The organism is Amycolatopsis vancoresmycina, assembly GCF_000716785.1.
GTDB classification, from domain to species: Bacteria; Actinomycetota; Actinomycetes; order Mycobacteriales; family Pseudonocardiaceae; genus Amycolatopsis; species Amycolatopsis vancoresmycina.
This window is the reverse complement of sequence record NZ_JNYY01000001.1, coordinates 691,047-708,290: the sequence shown is the minus strand read 5'-3', so window position 1 is coordinate 708,290 and position 17,244 is coordinate 691,047. Positions and strand designations below refer to the sequence as shown.

The 17,244-nt window shown below is 70.4% G+C and carries 16 protein-coding genes; 11 read left to right on the top strand and 5 right to left on the bottom strand.

The features are described 5' to 3' along the window. Nucleotides 1-14: 14 nt before the first annotated feature. From OO60_RS03080 to OO60_RS03055, 6 genes are all read left to right on the top strand, one after another. On the top strand, nucleotides 15-455 hold the full coding sequence (locus OO60_RS03080) for a winged helix-turn-helix transcriptional regulator (RefSeq protein ID WP_004559530.1): 441 nt from the start codon (nucleotides 15-17) through the stop codon (nucleotides 453-455). Between the two features lie 198 nt (nucleotides 456-653). Further along, complete coding sequence (locus OO60_RS03075; protein WP_033260727.1) at nucleotides 654-4,220, top strand: discoidin domain-containing protein; 3,567 nt, start codon at nucleotides 654-656, stop codon at nucleotides 4,218-4,220. Between the two features lie 71 nt (nucleotides 4,221-4,291). Then, nucleotides 4,292-5,068, top strand: coding sequence for an SDR family oxidoreductase (locus tag OO60_RS03070; protein WP_004559532.1), 777 nt, complete (start codon nucleotides 4,292-4,294; stop codon nucleotides 5,066-5,068). Between the two features lie 72 nt (nucleotides 5,069-5,140). After that, nucleotides 5,141-7,447, top strand: a complete 2,307-nt coding sequence (locus OO60_RS03065) for a glycosyl hydrolase family 95 catalytic domain-containing protein (RefSeq protein ID WP_033260726.1) — start codon at nucleotides 5,141-5,143, stop codon at nucleotides 7,445-7,447. Between the two features lie 60 nt (nucleotides 7,448-7,507). Then, entirely contained in the window at nucleotides 7,508-7,876 is a 369-nt protein-coding gene (locus tag OO60_RS03060) for a DoxX family protein (RefSeq protein ID WP_004559534.1), read from the top strand. A 51-nt stretch (nucleotides 7,877-7,927) separates the two neighbouring features. Continuing rightward, nucleotides 7,928-8,596, top strand: coding sequence for an HAD family hydrolase (locus OO60_RS03055; RefSeq protein WP_004559535.1), 669 nt, complete (start codon nucleotides 7,928-7,930; stop codon nucleotides 8,594-8,596). A 6-nt stretch (nucleotides 8,597-8,602) separates the two neighbouring features. Here OO60_RS03055 and OO60_RS46320 read toward each other — a convergent pair whose 3' ends face one another. After that, the gene (locus OO60_RS46320; protein WP_004559536.1) at nucleotides 8,603-8,755 is read right to left on the bottom strand and encodes a hypothetical protein; all 153 of its coding nucleotides are present in this window, start codon (nucleotides 8,753-8,755) and stop codon (nucleotides 8,603-8,605) included. Between the two features lie 118 nt (nucleotides 8,756-8,873). Between OO60_RS46320 and OO60_RS03050 the strand changes: the two genes are divergently transcribed. Next, complete coding sequence (locus OO60_RS03050; protein WP_004559537.1) at nucleotides 8,874-9,632, top strand: HpcH/HpaI aldolase/citrate lyase family protein; 759 nt, start codon at nucleotides 8,874-8,876, stop codon at nucleotides 9,630-9,632. Nucleotides 9,633-9,656: 24 nt separating this feature from the next. Here OO60_RS03050 and OO60_RS45725 read toward each other — a convergent pair whose 3' ends face one another. Then, nucleotides 9,657-10,832 carry a CaiB/BaiF CoA transferase family protein gene (locus OO60_RS45725; RefSeq protein WP_004559538.1) on the bottom strand — a complete coding sequence of 392 codons (1,176 nt, stop codon included), beginning with the start codon at nucleotides 10,830-10,832 and terminating at the stop codon, nucleotides 9,657-9,659. 147 nt (nucleotides 10,833-10,979) lie between these two features. Here OO60_RS45725 and OO60_RS03040 point away from each other — a divergent pair, with 147 nt between their 5' ends. From OO60_RS03040 to OO60_RS03025, 3 genes are all read left to right on the top strand, one after another. Next, a complete protein-coding gene (locus tag OO60_RS03040; RefSeq protein WP_004559539.1) occupies nucleotides 10,980-11,936 on the top strand; it encodes a substrate-binding domain-containing protein in 957 nt (318 codons plus the stop codon). A gap of 295 nt (nucleotides 11,937-12,231) precedes the next feature. Beyond that, nucleotides 12,232-13,332: a hypothetical protein gene (locus tag OO60_RS46315; RefSeq protein ID WP_004559540.1), complete on the top strand. Its 1,101-nt coding sequence runs from the start codon at nucleotides 12,232-12,234 to the stop codon at nucleotides 13,330-13,332. Nucleotides 13,333-13,334: 2 nt separating this feature from the next. Beyond that, nucleotides 13,335-13,517 (top strand): hypothetical protein, encoded by a 183-nt coding sequence (locus tag OO60_RS03025; protein WP_004559541.1) that lies wholly within the window; start codon nucleotides 13,335-13,337, stop codon nucleotides 13,515-13,517. Nucleotides 13,518-13,599: 82 nt separating this feature from the next. Here the strand turns inward: OO60_RS03025 and OO60_RS46310 are convergent, their stop codons facing one another. From OO60_RS46310 to OO60_RS03015, 3 genes are all read right to left on the bottom strand, one after another. After that, on the bottom strand, nucleotides 13,600-14,061 hold the full coding sequence (locus tag OO60_RS46310) for a glycine-rich domain-containing protein (RefSeq protein ID WP_004559542.1): 462 nt from the start codon (nucleotides 14,059-14,061) through the stop codon (nucleotides 13,600-13,602). A gap of 581 nt (nucleotides 14,062-14,642) precedes the next feature. Then, the gene (locus tag OO60_RS03020; RefSeq protein WP_004559543.1) at nucleotides 14,643-15,836 is read right to left on the bottom strand and encodes a YVTN family beta-propeller repeat protein; all 1,194 of its coding nucleotides are present in this window, start codon (nucleotides 15,834-15,836) and stop codon (nucleotides 14,643-14,645) included. Nucleotides 15,837-15,839: 3 nt separating this feature from the next. After that, nucleotides 15,840-16,607: a polysaccharide deacetylase family protein gene (locus tag OO60_RS03015; RefSeq protein ID WP_004559544.1), complete on the bottom strand. Its 768-nt coding sequence runs from the start codon at nucleotides 16,605-16,607 to the stop codon at nucleotides 15,840-15,842. 243 nt (nucleotides 16,608-16,850) lie between these two features. On the opposite strand from OO60_RS03015, the gene OO60_RS03010 reads away from it, so the two are divergent. Then, nucleotides 16,851-17,207, top strand: a complete 357-nt coding sequence (locus OO60_RS03010) for a hypothetical protein (protein ID WP_004559545.1) — start codon at nucleotides 16,851-16,853, stop codon at nucleotides 17,205-17,207. Nucleotides 17,208-17,244: the final 37 nt, after the last annotated feature.

Below are 17,244 nucleotides of genomic sequence, written 5' to 3'. Positions count from 1 at the left end.
CCCGTGGAGGTGGCATGGTCCGGCGTGGTCGCGAGTGCTCAGTCGCCGAGGCGCTGGAGGTCGTCGGCGAGCGGTGGAGCCTGCTGGCCCTGCGCGAGATCATGCTGGGGGAACGGCGGTTCAACCAGATCGCCGAGAACACCGGCGCCAGCCGGGACATCCTGGCCGCGCGGCTGCGCAAGCTCGTCGACGCCGGTGTCCTCGAGAAGGTCCAGTACGAGGACCACCCGCCGCGGCACGAGTACCACCCGACCGAGGCCGGCCGGGCCCTGCAGCCGATCCTGCTCGGGCTGATGGCCTGGGGCGACAAGTACGTCCACCAGGGCGAACCGCCCACCCTCTGGCGCCACGCCTGCGGTGAACTGCTGGTCCCGGCCACCGTGTGCGCGCACTGCGGCGACCCGGTGAACGCCCCCGGCACCCACGCGGTCCGCCTCGGCGCCGTGCACTCCTGACCGAAGCCTCCTCGGCCTCCTCGCTCCCTGCGGGGAGGCCTTTTTGCTGCGCGCCCGTTGACTTGAGACCCACGTCACTGTAACTCTTGAACGAATCAGTGCAAGAACCTGACAGATGGCCGGTAAATCGAGGCAGCTGTCAGGAAGATTCCGGTTTCGCTCCGATGTCTCCCTCCCCCCCCGGATCAGAGGAACCGCATGAGAACGAAGCGAGTGCTGTCACCCGCGGCCGCCTTCGCCGCCCTGTCCCTGCTCCTGGCCACGCCCGCCACCCCGGCGAGCGCGGCACCCGCCGTCACCCCGGCCGCCTCGGCGACCTACACCGCCAGCAGCCAGCTCCCCGGCTATCCCGTCTCGAACGTCGGCGACGGGAACCAGGCCACCTACTGGGAGAGCGCGAACAACCAGTTCCCGCAGTGGGTCCAGGCCGACCTCGGCGCCCCGACGGACGTCGCGCAGCTGGTGCTCAAGCTGCCGACGGCGAACTGGGGTGCCCGTACCGAGACTTTCAGCGTCCAGGGCAGCACCGACGGGACGAGCTTCACCGACCTGAAGGCGTCGGCCGGGTACGTGTTCGACCCGGCCAGCGCCAACACGGTCACCGTGGCCGTCACCGGCAAGCCCCGGTACGTCCGGCTCAACGTCACCGCCAACACCGGCTGGCCCGCCGCGCAGCTGTCCGAGTTCGAGGTGCACGGCCCCGCCGGCGGGGACACCCAGCCGCCGTCGGCGCCCGGCAACCTCGCCTACTCCCAGCCCGCGAGTGGCCAGATCCGGCTCACCTGGTCGGCCTCGACCGACAACACCGGTGTCGCCGGCTACGACGTCTACGCGAACAACCAGCTGCGCGGCAGCGTCGCCGGGAACGTCCTGACCTACACCGACAACCAGCCCGACGGAACGACGGTTTCGTACTTCGTCCGCGCGAAGGACGCCGCGGGCAACCAGTCGGCGGACAGCAACACCGTGACGCGCACCGGCACGCAGGCGGGCACGAACCTGGCACTGGGCAAGCCCATCACGGCGTCCTCGACGGAGTGGACGTACGTGGCGGGCAACGCCAACGACGACTCCCTGACCACCTACTGGGAGGGTGGCGGCGGGACCTACCCGAACCTGCTGACCGTGGCACTGGGCGCGAACGCCGACCTCAACCAGGTCGTGGTCAAGCTCAACCCCGACCCCGCCTGGGGCCCGCGGACCCAGACGATCGCCGTCGAAGGCCGTGAGCAGAGCGCGGCCGCCTTCACCACGCTGGCCGCCGCGCAGACCTACAGCTTCAGCCCGGCGACCGGCAACACCGTGACGATCCCGCTCGGCGGCCGCGCCGCCGACGTCCGCCTGCGCGTCACCGCCAACTCCGGCGCGGGCGGCGGGCAGGCCGCCGAATTCCAGGTCTTCGGCGTCCCCGCGCCCAACCCGGACCTGACCGTCTCGGGCGTGTCGTGGTCGCCGCAGAACCCGGTCGAGACCGATGCGATCACGACGTCAGCGACCGTCCGCAACGCCGGGACCGCGGCCTCCGGCGCCACCAACGTCAACTTCTACCTCGGCACGACCAAGGTCGGCACGGCGAACGTCGGCGCCCTCGCGGCCGGCGCGTCGGCGACGGTGACGGCGAACATCGGCACCCGCGACGCGGGCAGCTACCAGCTGACCGCGAAGGTCGACGAGGCCAACGCCGTCATCGAGCAGAACGAGGCCAACAACTCCTACACCGCTTCGACGGCGCTGGTCGTCAGCCCGGTGCAGAGCTCCGACCTCGTCGCGGCGACGGTGTGGTCGCCGGGCAACCCGTCCGCGGGCAACGCGGTCACGTTCACCACGACCCTGCGCAACCAGGGCACCGTGGCGAGCGCGGGCGGCGCCCACGGCGTCACGGTGACGATCACCGACCAGAACGGGACCGTCGTCAAGACGCTCAGCGGCAGCTACACCGGAGCCATCGCGCCCGGCGCGACCGCCCCGCCGGTGACCGCCGGCACCTGGACCGCGGTCAACGGCCGGTACACCGTGAAGACGGTCGTCGCGAACGACGCCAACGAACTGCCGGTCAAGCAGGGCAACAACACCAGCACCCAGGCGCTGTTCGTCGGCCGGGGCGCCAACATGCCCTACGACCTGAACGAGGCCGAGGACGGCGTCCTCGCGGGCGGCGCGGCCGTGGCCGGGCCGAACCGCACGATCGGCGACCTCGCGGGCGAGGCGTCGGGCCGCAAGGCCGTCACGCTGAACTCGACCGGCTCCTCGGTGGAGTTCACCACCCGCGCGGCGACCAACACCCTCGTCACGCGGTTCTCCATCCCGGACTCCGCGGGCGGCGGCGGGATCAACGCCACGCTGAACGTCTACGTCGACGGCACGTTCCTCAAGGCCATCGACCTGACGTCGCACTACGCGTGGCTCTACGGCGCCGAGACCGGCCCGGGCAACTCGCCGGGCGCCGGCCCGCGGCACATCTACGACGAGGCGAGCACGCTGCTCGGCACGACCGTGCCCGCCGGGCACCGGATCAAGCTGCAGAAGGACGCGGCGAACACCACGAACTACGCGATCGACTTCGTCAGCTTCGAGCAGGCGACCGCGCAGGCCAACCCCGACCCGGCACACTTCGCGGTGCCCGCCGGGTTCACCCAGCAGGACGTGCAGAACGCCCTCGACAAGGTCCGGCAGGACACCACCCTCACCGGCGTCTACCTGCCGGCCGGGACCTACGCGCTGTCGAGCAAGCTGAACGTCTACGGCAAGGCCGTCACGGTCACCGGCGCCGGGCCGTGGTTCACGAAGTTCACCGCGCCTTCGGGCCAGGAGAACACCGACATCGGCATCGACGTCCAGTCGAGCGCGAACGGCTCGACGTTCAGCGGGTTCGCCGTGTTCGGCAACTACACCTCCCGCATCGACGGCCCCGGCAAGGTGTTCAACCTGACGAACGTCGCCGACCTGACGATCGACAACATCTGGGTCGAGCACCAGGTGGTCATGGTGTGGGGCACGAACGTGGACAACACCACGATCAAGAACTCCCGGATCCGCGACACCTTCGCCGACGGCGTCAACCTCACCAACGGCAGCACCGGCAACCACGTCGTCAACAACGAGGCCCGGTCCACCGGCGACGACAGCTTCGCGCTGTTCGCCGCCACGGACATCAACGCGGGCAACCAGTACGACAACGTGTTCGAGAACCTGACCGCGCTCACCCCGTGGCGCGCGGCCGGGCTGGCGGTCTACGGCGGGTACAACAACACCTTCCGCAACCTCTACATCGCGGACACGCTGACCTACTCGGCGATCACCATCAGCTCGCTCGACTTCGGCTACCCGTTCCTCGGGTTCGGGCCGCAGCCGACGACGGTCCAGAACGCCTCCCTGGTCCGGGACGGCGGCCACTTCTGGGGCCAGCAGACCTTCCCGGCGATCTGGCTGTTCTCCGCGTCGAAGGAGTTCCGCGGCATCCGGGTGTCCGATGTGGACATCCTGAGCCCGACCTACAGCGGCATCATGTTCCAGACCAAGTACGACGGCACCACGCCGGAGCACCCGGTCGAGGACACCGTGCTGGCGAACGTGTCGATCACCGGCGCCCACCGCAGCGGGGACGCCTTCGACGCGAAGTCCGGGATCGGGATCTGGGCCAACGAGCTGCCGGAACCGGGCCAGGGCCCGGCCGTCGGCTCGGCGACGTTCACCGGGCTCACGCTCGGCGACAACGACCAGGACATCCGCAACACGACGTCCACCTTCACCATCGTCCGCAACTGAAGCACCCCTCACGCGGGCCCGCCGGGAAGCCGTTCCCGGCGGGCCCGCCCCGTGCCAGGATGGCGCCGGAGGTGGTCGGCGTGCGGATCCTGGTCACGGGCGGAACCGGTCGGCTCGGCTCGGCGGTCGTAACGCGGCTGCGGGCGGCGGGGGAGGAGGTCCGCGTGCTCAGCCGGCGTCCCGGCCCGGACGTCGTCCGGGGCGACCTGCGGACCGGCCGCGGCATCGACAGCGCGGTGGCCGGGGCCGACGTGGTCGTCCACTGCGCCACCGACTACCTCGGGCGGGAAGCCGCGCTCGCCCGCACCCTGGTCGAGGCGGCGCGCTGGGCCGGGGCGCCGCACCTGGTCTACGTCTCGATCGTCGGCGTCGACCGCGTGCCGCTCGGCTACTACCGGGCCAAGCACGAAACCGAGGAGATCATCGCCGCCTCGGGGCTGCCGGCCACGATCCAGCGTGCCACCCAGTTCCACGGCCTGGTCCGCGGCCTGCTGGCGGGCGCGTCCCGGCTGCCCGTGGTGCCGGTACCGCGGATCTCGTTCCAGCCGGTGGACGTCCGGGACGTGGCCAGGCGGCTCGCGGACCTCGCACTGGCCGACCCGGCGGGCCGCGTGCCGGACTTCGGCGGGCCGGAGATCCTCCCGGCGGCGGAGCTGGCGGAGGCGGTCGGTGAGGCGAGCGGCCGGCGCCGCCGGATCGTGCCGGTGAACGTGCCGGGGGAGACGTTCCGGGCCTACGCCGGCGGCGGTCACCTGGCACCGGGTCACCGCGACGGGGAGACCACGTTCCGGCAGTACCTGGCCGAGCGAGTCGCTCACGGGACAGCGGTCCATCGCGAAGATTCTTGACCACCGCGCCGGAGAGGTCATATGTTTGGCGGGCTTCGCGGCCGTTTTCCGCCCACGCCGAACGGATGACCCATGCCGGAACTGCCTCTTCCGCCGTCGCGGCGGACCTTCCTCAAGCTCGGTGGCGCGGTCGGCGCCGGTGTTGCGCTGGGTGGCCTTCATCCCTTTACTGCCAACGCCGAGATCGTGCGACCGGCGGGTGAAGAGCTGGTCCCCGCAGGGCAGGCCACCACGCTGTGGTACCCGGCGCCCGCGAGTGAAGCCAAGATCATCCAGGAGGGCCTGCCGATCGGCAATGGTCGGATCGGTGCCCTCGTCGGTGGCGACCCCGCCGCCGACTTCCTCTACCTGGCCGACGCGTCGCTGTGGACCGGCGGCCCGAACGACGTCCTCCAGGACGACGGCCAGTTCCCCTACGAGACCGAGAAGTTCGGCACGCTCGGCCTGCTGGCGAAGCTGCGGATCGCGGTCCCGGCCCACACCGGCGTGACGGACTACCGGCGCACGCTCGACCTCAGCAACGGCCTGGTCGTGATCACCTACCGGTACCGGGGCGTGCAGTACCGCCGCGAGTACTTCGCGAGCCATCCCGACGACGTCGTGGTGATCCGGCTCAGCGGCGGGCCCGTCACCGGGTCGGTCTCGCTGGAGCCGACCCGCGGTGAGCCCGCGGCCGGCGCGGGCGCCTTCACCGGCGCGTTCGCCAACGGCCTGAAGTACGCGTGCACGGTGGCCGGCGGGACCACGTTCAGCGGGAGCGACGTCGTCATCGTCCTCAGCGGCGGCACGAACTACGTGCCCGACGCGGCGCGGAAGTTCCTCGACACCTCCCTCGACCCCCTGGCGCTCGCGAAGCGGAAGGCGGCCGCGGCCCTGGCCGCCGGCGGCGGTGCCCTGCGGGCCACGCACGTCGCCGACTACCGGCGGTGGTACGACCGGATGAGCGTCGACCTCGGCCAGTCGCCGCCGGCGAAGCGGGCGCTGGACACGTGGTCGCGGCTGGTCGCCCGCCACGACGACCCGGCGACGGCCGACCCGGAACTGGAGGCGAGCTACCTGCAGTTCGGCCGGTACCTCACGATCACCGGCTCGCGCGACGGTCTGCCCATGGGCCTGCAGGGCCTGTGGCAGAACAGCAACACCCCGGACTGGATGAGCGACTACCACACCGACATCAACGTCCAGATGAACTACTGGCTGGCCGACCGCGCGGCGCTGCCCGGGAGCTTCACTGCGCTGGCCGACTACTGCCTCGCGCAGCTTCCCGTGTGGACGGACACCACGAAACGGCTGTTCAACGACCCGCGCAACCGGTTCCGGAACACCAGCGGCCAGGTCGCGGGCTGGGCGGTCGCGTTCTCCACCAACATCTACGGCGGCTCCGGCTGGTGGTGGCACCCCGGCGGCAACGCCTGGCTGTGCAACTCGCTGTGGGACCACTACGCCTTCACCCAGGACAAGGCGTACCTCGCGCGGATCTACCCGCTGCTCAAGGGGGCGTGCGAGTTCTGGGCGGCGCGGCTGGTCCCAGCGACCGTCGACGGCCGCGAGGTGCTCGTCGACGACCACGACTGGTCGCCGGAGCACGGCCCGCAGGACACGCGCGGGATCACCTACGCGCAGGAAATCGTCTGGGACCTGTTCGAGCACTACCGCGAGGCGGTCGCGGTCCTCGGCCGCGACCGCGCGTACGGCGACCGGATCGGCGGGCTGCAGCAGCGGCTGTACCTGCCGAAGGTGAGCCCGAAGACCGGCTGGCTCGAGGAGTGGATGGCACCGGACAACCTCGGCGAAACCACCCACCGCCACCTGTCCCCGCTGATCGGGTTCTTCCCGGGCGACCGCATCGCCGCCGATACGGCACCGCCGGAGCTGCTCGACGGCGTGCGGGCGTTGCTGGTCGCACGCGGGATGGACAGCTACGGCTGGGCGACGGCGTGGCGGTCGGCGTGCTGGGCGCGGCTGAAGGACGCCGACCGCGCGTACCGGCTGCTGCTCACCGTGCTGCGCCCGTCGGTGGCCAACGGCAACGGGACCGCGCCGAACTTCTTCGACATGTACAGCCAGGGCAGCTACACGATCTTCCAGATCGACGCGAACCTCGGCGCTCCCGCCGCGATGGTGGAGATGCTGGTCTACTCCCGGCCGGGGGTCGTGGACCTGCTGCCGGCGCTGCCCGCCGCGTGGGCTGCGGCGGGCCGGGTGACCGGCATCGGGGTCCGCGGTGGGTTCGAGCTCGACCTCGAATGGCGGGCCGGGAAGGTCACCCGGGCGGTGTTCCGCAGTGTCGGCGGGACACGCACCGAGGTCCGGGCGGGCGCCTGGCGGCGCACGGTCGCGCTGCGGCCCGGCGAGTCGGTCACGGTCCGGCCAAGTTGAGGCACGTCCTCCGGAAAGTGGTGTAGTGTTCAACTACTTTCTTCGAACCGGAGGTCGAGCATGAACGTCGTCCTGTGGATCGCGGCGGGGCTGCTCGCCGTGCTGTACCTGTTCGCCGGCGGCATGAAGCTCGCGACCCCGCGGGAGAAGCTGCTGGAGAACCCCAACATGGGCTGGGCGGCGGACTTCTCCGAGGCGGCGGTGAAGGGCATCGGCGCGGTCGAGGTCCTCGGCGCGCTCGGGCTGATCCTGCCGTGGGCGCTGGGCATCGCGCCGGTGCTGACCCCGCTGGCCGCCACCGGCCTCGCGGTCGTCCAGGTGGGGGCGATCGTCGTGCACGTCCGGCGCAAGGAGGCGAAGGCACTGCCGATGAACGTCGTGCTGCTCCTGCTGGCGGCGTTCGTGGCGGTGGGCCGCTTCGCCGGTTAACCTGCCCGGACGATCTTCGCGCACCTGAAGCGACCGGGAGGACCGCGCACGATGATCCGCTGGGCGACGTTCGACTGCTTCGGCACGCTGGTGGACTGGCGGCACGGCATCGCGACCGGCATCGAGCTGCTGTTCCCCGGCCGCGGCGCCGAGCTCCTGGAGGTCTACAACCGGTTCGAGCCGCAGGTGCAGGCCGAGACGCCGGTGCGGCGGTACCGGGAGGTGCTGGCCGAGTCCCTGCGCCGGACCGCGGCCGAAGCCGGCTTGGAGCTGGGTCCCGACGACGCGTCCGTGCTCGGGACCGGGCTGCCGTACTGGCCGGTCTTCCCGGACACCCGGGCCGCACTCGCCCGGCTGCGGGAGGCGGGCTGGCGGGTCGCCCTGCTGACCAACTGCGACCGCGACCTCATCGGCGAGACCCAGCGGCGGCTCGCGGTGCCCATCGACGCGATCGTCACCGCGGAGGACGCCGGCGAGTACAAACCCGGCCACGGCCCCTTCCGGCGGTTCGCCGCCGCCTTCGAAGCCACCGCCGGGAACTGGGTGCACATCGCCCAGAGCCACTTCCACGACATGGTGCCGGCCCGGGCGCTGGGCATCCCGCGCGTGTGGGTCAACCGCCACGGCGACCCGCGCGATCCGGCGGTGGCCGATGCGGTCCTGCCCGGGCTGGACGGCCTGCTCCCGGTCGTCGAGCGGGTGCACGCCGCGGCCCGCTGACCGCCGTCACGCCTGCCTCGCCCGCACCCGGAACAGCGCGGCCCACCACGGTTTCGCGGGCCGCCGCTCCTTCGCGGCCCGCACCACCGGCGCCGGGAGCGGCCCGGCCCGGTAGTCCAGCTCGACCTGCACCCAGTCGTGAATCCAGTCGCCTCGCATGGCGGCTCCTCTCTCGTGGGACCCACGATCGTCCTGAGGTTCCCGCGCCCGCATCGGGTGATCACGCAGTCCGGCGCCGGGCGACCCCTTACCCGCCGGCCTTCGTTATCGTGGCCGGATGGCGGCGACGACGTTCCTGTTCGTGCCCGGTGACCGGCCGGACCGCTTCGACAAGGCCGTGACCAGCGGTGCCGACGTCGTGATCCTCGATCTGGAGGACGCCGTCGGACCGGCGGCGAAGGACTCCGCGCGTGCCTCAGCCGACGCGTGGCTGGAGAACCACCGCGCGGTGGTCCGGATCAACGCGCCGGGCACCCCGTGGTTCGCCGCCGACGCCGAGCTGGTGGCCGCGCGGGGTGTCCCGGTGGTGGTGCCGAAGGCGGAGACGCCCGGGGTGCTCGCCGGGTTCCGCGAGGTGGTGGCGCTCGTCGAGACGGCGGCCGGGGTGGAACGCGCCGCCGAGCTGGCCGCCGTGCCGTCGGTGACCCGGCTGGCGTTCGGCAGCGTCGACCTCGCGGCGGAGCTCGGCGTCGCACCGGAGGACCGCGAGCCGTTCGCCTACGCGCGCTCGCGCCTGGTGATCGCGTCGGCGGCGGCCGGGCTCGCCCCGCCGGTGGACGGCGTCACGGCGAACCTGGGTGACGACGCCGAGCTCGAAGCCGACGTCCGGTACGCGCGCCGCCTCGGCTTCGGTGGCAAGCTCTGCATCCACCCGCGCCAGGTGCCCGTGGCCCGCGCGGCGTTCGCCCCGACAGCGGCCGAACGCGAGTGGGCCCGCCGGGTGCTGACGGCGGGCGATTCGGTGTCCGTTGTGGACGGCCGGATGGTGGACAAGCCGGTGCTGGACCGAGCCCGCCGCATCCTCGGCGAGGGGTGAAACCGTGGCGCACCGGCAGCCGCGCTACACGGCTCCCTGACGCCGCAACGCCTCCGCGTCGAAGCCGAACTCGGCCAGGACCGCGTCCGTGTGCTCGCCCAGCGCCGGCACGGGGTCCATCCGCGGCGCCCGGCCGGCGGCCGTGATCGGTAGCAGCGTCGCCCGGACCGGCCCGCCCGGCGTCGGCACCTCGGCGAACCGGTCGCGCGCGGTGAGCTGCGGGTGCGTCAGAACCTCCGGGAGTTCCCGCCGTCGGGCGTGCGCGATCCGGCCCGCCTTCAGCCGCTCCTCCAGCTCGGTGCCGGTCAGCGTGGCGAAGATCGCGCCGATCCCGCTTTCCAGCGCGGCCCGGTTCGCCACCCGCGCGCTGCCGGTGGCGAACCGCTCGTCGGTGACCCAGTCCGGGCGGGCGACGGCGTGCTCGCAGAACGCCGCCCACTCGCGGTCGTTCTGCACCGCCAGCACCAGCTCGGTGCCGTCCCCCGCGGCGAAGGTGCCGTAGGGCGCGATCGCCGCGTGGCTGGTGCCGGTCCGCGGCGGCGGTGTTCCGCCGTAACCGGCGTAGTAGAGCGGGAAGCCCATCCACTCCACCAGCGAGTCGAACAGGCTGACTTCCAGCTCGGTGCCGAGCCCGGTGCGCTCGCGGTCGTAGAGCGCGGAAAGGATGCCGGAGAAGGCGTACATGCCCGCACCGATGTCCGCGGCGGGGATGCCGCTCTTGGCCGGCTCGGCCGCCGACCCGGTCACCGAAACCAGTCCGGCCTCCGACTGGATCAGCAGGTCGTACGCCTTCGCGTCCCGGTACGGCCCGGTCGAGCCGTAGCCGGACACCGAGCAGGTGATCAGCCGCGGCCGCGTGGCGCGCAGGGCCGCGGCGCCGAGCCCGAGCCGGTCCGCGACGCCGGGGGCGAAGTTCTGCACGAACACGTCGGCGCGGTCCAGCAGCGCGGCCATCACGGCGGGTGCGGCGTCGCTCTTGAGGTCGAGCGTGACGCTCTCCTTGGACCGGTTGAGCCAGACGAAGTGGCTGGAGAGGCCGTGCACGGTTTCGTCGTAGGCGCGGGCGAAATCGCCGCTGCCCGGCCGCTCGATCTTGAGCACCCGGGCGCCGAGGTCGGCCAGGTGCCGGGTGGCCAGCGGGGCCGCGACGGCCTGTTCGCACGACACGACGGTGACGCCGTCGAGGGGCAGGGAAGGCATGGCCGCATCCTGCCACCCGGCTCGCGCACGGCCGGTAAGACCGGGCCGGATCCGCTGGAGTTTCGGGCAAAACCGTTGACGCTCCGCGGGCGCAATTGCACTCTGAATCGGATCAGCTGACCCCGCGACCGGCGAGCGAGGTACCCGATGGGCAGGGTGCGGCAGGCCGACATCGCCCGCGTGGCCGGGGTTTCGCAGGCGACGGTGTCGGTGGTGCTGGGCGGCAACCGCACCGGGGTCCGGCTGGCCGAGTCGACGCGGCTGCGGGTGCTGGAGACCGCCCGGCGCCTCGGGTACGCCGACCCGCTCGTCAAACGGCCCGCGGGCCACGACCTCTTCGGCATCTGCACCGCTTCACCGGCGTTCGAAGGGCACCAGCCGGTGCTGGCCGGCGTCGAGGCGGAGGCGGCCGCGCTCGGCAAGGACCTGATCATGTTCACCGGCACGGGCCCGGCGCCGTCCCGCCGCACCCGCCTCGCCGACGGCTGCCTGTTCCTCGGTGACCCGGTGCCCGGCGAACTGCTCGCCACCGGGTTCCCGGTCGTCCACATCGGACACCACCCGGACGACGGCGGCCGCGTGCCCCGTGTCGACGCGGACTACGCGTCGGCTGCGGCGGAGGTGTTCGCCCGGCTGGCGCGCGCGGGGCACCGGCGGGTCCGCTACCTGCGCGCGCCGGACGACACCGCGGCGGCCCGCGAGCGCGAGCGCGGGATCCGCACCGGAACCGGAACGGTGGTCCGCACCGACGGCACCGGCCTCGACGCGGCGGCGATCCGCGGCTGGCTCGCCGACGGCATGACGGCGCTGGTGGTCGAGGAAGCGGTGTTCACCGCGGCCCGGCAGGCGCTGGCCGCGGCGGAGGTCCGGGTCCCCGGCGACGTCTCACTGGCGGTGCTGGGCCGCCCGCCGGACGGTACGCCGGGCCCGGAGGTCAGCGGCTTCGAGGTACCGCGCCGGGCGGTCGGCCGCGAGGCGGTGCGGTTGCTGGCGTCGGTCGTGGCCACGGGCGCCGGCGAGCACCGGCTGCTGACCTGCCTGCCGGTGCCGGGGGAGACGATCGCGCCACCTCGCCAGGACGCCGGGGAGAGAGCGCCGTCGTAGTCCGGAGCTTCGAGGTACCCTCAGTGTGGCCGCGGTTTGATCACTCGCTTTGTCACCGTTCGCTCACCGGGCATTTTTGAACAACGGAAGCTGCGTTCCCAGATCTCGATTATTCGCTACCCGGCTCTCGAAACCGCCGACACATGCCGGCCATCGACGATGGTCCTCAGTTCTCGGAATGATCATTCCCGTCGGCCGTCCGTCAGCAGACGAGCGTCGGCGACACGCTGTAACAGGCGGACACGCGCTGGCGACCTAGACCGAGTAGGGTGAGCCTACCTGCGAAGAGGTGCGCATGAGATTGATACTGACCTTCAACGAGAAGGGAGCCGATCATTCGCCGCAGCGAGGCGCGGCAATCTTGGCGACCATCTCCGCCCTGGTCACGATCGCGACCCCGGTGGTCACCGGGATCTTCTTGTTCCTGCCGAGTTCGAGTGTGGTGCCCACTACGGTCTTGGCCGTGTACGTGTGCGTACTGACGACCGTTCTGCTACTGGTTCTGATTCGGCAGGGTGTTTACCATGCGCGTCAACTGCAAGAACAAGAACTGCGTCATTCGGAGCAGGACGCAGATTGCGCCAGGCGACTCGCCGAACTCGGCGCGCAGCACGGTGAGCAGCTGAGGGAGCAAGAGATTCGTCATGCGGAGCAGCTGCGATCGCAGGAAGTTCGTCACACCGAGCAGCTCTCGGTTCAGGGGCGAGCTGCCCGCTACGCGCCTGCCATGATTCCGCTTCGGAAGTCTTTTGGATCCTTGGCCAACGCTTCTTGGACGATGCTGGAAGGTGACAGGTCCGAGGACACCTTCATCCGGCACCTTCAGAATTCTTTGCAATTCTTGGCTGAAAGCTTCAGTCTCATCACGGACAACCCGTGCCGGACTTCGATCAAGGTCACCTCGGCGCCGGCGAATGGCGGCCATATTTACGACGGTTTGGTCACGACGTTGTGTCGAAGTGATGAAGACGAGCTGGACTACGCCACCACTCGCGACCAAATCGGGAACAATACCGACTTCAGGCAGATCCTGGAGGACGGTCTGGCTTACTTCATCAGTAACGACCTGGTTGCGGAAATTAGTAAAGGGTATCAGAACTCGCATTGGACGCCGCAAGTTCTGCAGTCGCACAAGTTCAAATATCGCGCCACCATCGTGTGGCCGATTTCCCGTGCGCGCGCACGTATGAGTTCGAGTCCCAGCCCGCAGGAGGTCATCGGTTTCCTGTGTGTCGACACGCCGATGATCAACTCTTTCCATGAAACCTTCGATGTGCCGATCGGAATGACCTTTGCCGGTGGCCTGCACCTTGCCTTGAACAGATTTCGCGAACAGCAGATGCGAGATCGCAACGGCAAGACACCTGACTTTGTTCACGGATCTGACGAGGAGTAACCATGTCCGATATGCCTTCGAGTGATGGCGTTGAAGATCAATTGAAGCCACTCGATGACCAGTGGTTCGAGTCTGCACGGGTCGTCAATGACGATTGGGTGGAGTTCAGGGTGGAGGTGAGCGGCGGCGACACCGTGTTGTACCACTTCCCGCGTAGCACACTGTTTGCGGCCATCGACACGTGACCAGTGCTTGGTGGGCTATCTGTATGGCGCGCATGATGAAGGGGCGGAAGTCGGTGTCGGAGTAACGCTGGAGGGCGGATCGCTACAGTGTGCTCCGACATGCGTGTGATTCACAGGGGCGGCCGCCGCTGCAGCTGGCGCTCTCGTTCCAGAGTGCTTCATCGACCTCAATACCGAATGCCTTCATGGCGGCTGTTGTCGACGGGGCGGACGTTGATGTGCCGGAGTCGTCATCGATGGGGGAGTGGTGGATGAAGTGGCCTGCCCAGCGCTCGCAGAATGCTGCGTAATCCCTGGTGAACAGAATAAAAGTGTGCCATCCGATGTCAACTGTGGGTGACGGGCTGTAGCTGATGGCGGGATCCGCGGCGCACAGCCTCAAGAATCCGAGAGCTTGATCCATGATGCGTGTGGCGAACGCAGGCTCGAATCCGTGCTCCTCTGTGATCTTCTTGACGAGGCGACCCAGCAGGCTTGGATCGATCACGTTGACGTTTGAGACATTGTAAGGCAGTAACGTGATACCTGGTGCAATTGTTGACATCTTGCGACTTTCTGCTGGGGAAGAGCGCTGTATTAAACTCGTTTGATCGGGGAAACGCTGCGGCAGGCTATCAATGGGTTGCACTTGTGGTCGCCTACTGCATCCCTTCGGTACTTCGACGGCGGCCGCGGGTCGCTTGGGGCGAAATGGTAGCGGCCGCTCGCAGAGGCCGCTCATTGGGGCCGCAATCACATCGAGTGAATGTCGACTGCGCAGAGAGTTGCCGCCAGGGTGTCGATCCCGTATTGCGCGGTGAAGTTGTGTCTGGCCCGCGCTGATCGCTGTATATCGAAGTCTGCTGCGTCCAGTGCGGCGTTGTTCTGCGGCGATGCCGGCATGGGCGCTGAACGCCGGGCCGATGGCGACGAAAGTGTGGGCGAGCTGGTGCCAGTCGAGCAGCCGGCACGACCGGCGTGAGGGTCACCGGAGATTCGGTGGACAAGGCCGCCGAGCGCGATCGTGGCACGCCCGATGACGGTGGTCGGGCCCTGCGGAGCTGTTGGCGCCCGTTCTGGCCGTATCCGTCCCCCATCCGTGCGGATCTCCGGCTGCACGGCGCGTTCGGAGCGTGGCGGTGGCGACTACCGGGTGATGCCGGTGTGCCCCAGCGAGTACCGGCCCGGCTGCGGCCAGACGCACAGCCCGTGCGGCTCGTTCCCGGCCGGGATCTTCGCCAGCACCGAACCATCCTTTGTGGACAGCACGTACACCACCCGGTCGTACCGCCCGGACAGCCAGAGCTGCGTGCCGTCGGCGGTCACGTTGCCCATGTCCGGGCTGCCGCCGCCCGGGATGTGCCACACCGTCACCGGCGCGCCCGTGTACGCGTCGAGCACGCTGACGCTCCCTTCGTGGCGGTTGGTCACGTACAGCTGCTTCGCATCCCGCGACAAGTAGAGCCCGTGCGCGCCGCGGCCGGTAGGGATGAAGCGGAGCACCTTCGTCGCCGCGCCGTCGAGGACCCAGAGGCCGTTCGCGTCCGAGTCCGCTATGTAGTACACCGAGCCGTCCGGGGCGAGCTTGATGTCCTGGGGGCCCATGCGCGTGTTGCGGTGGGGCATGTCGATCATCCGCAGCAGGTGGTGCGAAGCCACGTCGACCACCGCGACCCGGCCGGCGAACTCGCACGTGAAGACCGCCGTGCGGCCGTCCGGGGAGAAGTCCGCGTGGTCGATGCCCGCGCACTCCGGGACCGGGGTCTCGTCGTGCGCCTGCCACGTGTGCGGGTCGTACCAGACCAGCTTGCGCAGCCGCTCGGCCACCGAGATCGCGTAGCGCCCGTCCGGGGTGAAGTACATGTTGTACGGGTCCACGACCGGGAACGCCTTGCCCGGCAGCCCGGTCTTCGGGTCGAACGGCAGCACGTGGTCACCGCGGTCGTCGGTGGCGTACAGCGTGCGCAGGTCCCACGACGGCACCACGTGCTGCAGTTCCTTGCCCGCCGGGTACTTCGCGACGACGCGGAAGGTCGCCGGGTCGATCACCCAGACGTCCCCCGAGCCGCTGTGCGGCACGTAGACCAGCGGCTTGTCGCCGGCGACCGCGGGCGAGAGCATCCCGGCGCCCGCCGCGGCGTCGACGTCGTGCGGGTCGGGGACGGCGGGCATGCCGGGCAACGGGTTCCCCGCCGGCGCCGGCGGGGTGGGCAGGTGCGGTACCGACGTGCCGGTGCCGCCGTCCATGCCCGGCATCCCGGGCATGGACGAGCCGGCGTCGGACGAGCAGCCGGCGGCGAGGAAGACACTGAGGACCACGGCGGTCAGCCGGACGCGCATCCGCTACGCCAGCAGGTCCGACGCGGTGACCGGGGTGAGGCCGCGGCCGGCCAGCGCGGTCAGGATGCCGGGGAGCGCGGCCACTGTGCCCGGGTGCCCGAGGTGCATGCTCACCACGCTGCCCGCGCGGGCCTTCGCCACCGCGGCGCGGATCGCGGACGGCCCGGGGTCCTTCCAGTCCAGCGAATCGATGTCGTAGGACAGCACCCGCGCGTACCCCGCCTTGCCCGCTTCGGCGAGTTCCTCCGGGGTGGCGTGCTGGCCCTGGGACTGCCGGAAGAAGGCACCCGGCGACCCGGTCAGTTCGGCCAGTTTGTCCCGGCAGCGCTGGATTTCCGCGTACATCGGCTCCGCCGCGTAGCCCGCGAGCGCGGGGTGGCTCCAGGTGTGGTTGCCCAGTTCGTGCCCGCCGTCGCGGATCATCCGGGCGGCGTCCGGGTGCTCGGCGAGCCAGGTGCCCACCGCCAGCACGGTGATCCGCGCGCCGTGCTGGTGCACGACGTCCAGCACCTGGCGGGTGACCTGGGGATCGCCCGCGCCGTGGAAGGTCAGCGCGACCTGCGGTCGTCCCGAGGATGACCGGGCGACCTCGGTGGCCGGCCCCTGCGGGTGCGGCGACGGGGACGGGGACGGCGACGGCGGGGGTGCGCTCGAAGGCGGCGGCACCGGACCGGCCGGAACCGGCGTTGGCCCGGGTGCCGAGCACGCCGTCAGCGCGGCGGCGCCCAGCGCCACCCCGAACAGGCGGCGCCGGGTGAGCGGGTCGACCACGAAACCTCCAGCACAGACGGACAGCGCCGAACCCTTTCGCAGACACGCTGTGAGGACGCTGAGAGACCCCGGCGGCCCCCACGAGGCTCCACGAACGAGGCAATGACTGCGCGGTAGGCGGGCCGCGGTGCTCACTCGATGGTGTCCCGAGGTGGAATCACGAGCGGGCACCACAGTAATTTCTGCTCGCGCGCGGCGTAAAACGCTGCCGTTCATATTTCGTGATTTCGAGGAGTCTCCCGCATGCTGAAGAAAGTTTTTGCCGTCACCGCCGCCCTCGGGGCCGGCGCGTTCCTCGTCGGCGGTGTCGCCGCCGCCGACACCACGGACGGCTACGACCACCACTACGGCGACTCCGACTCCCTCAGCCAGTTCAGCCTGCTGAACCTGAACAACACCGACGCGCTGCACAACGTCGAGGGCACGGTCGGGGTCTGCGACAACAACGTGAACGTCCTCGGCGTCCAGGTGCCGCTGCACGACGTCGCGAACGGCATCGACGTGCCGATCCTGTCGGGCAGCAGCGCGGCCGAGGGCGAGAGCCCCGACAACTGCGCCGGCTCCGGCCAGTCCGACGGCGGCACCACCCAGGGCCACTGAGCCACGGCGGAACGCGGGCGGGAACGGCCACGACGTG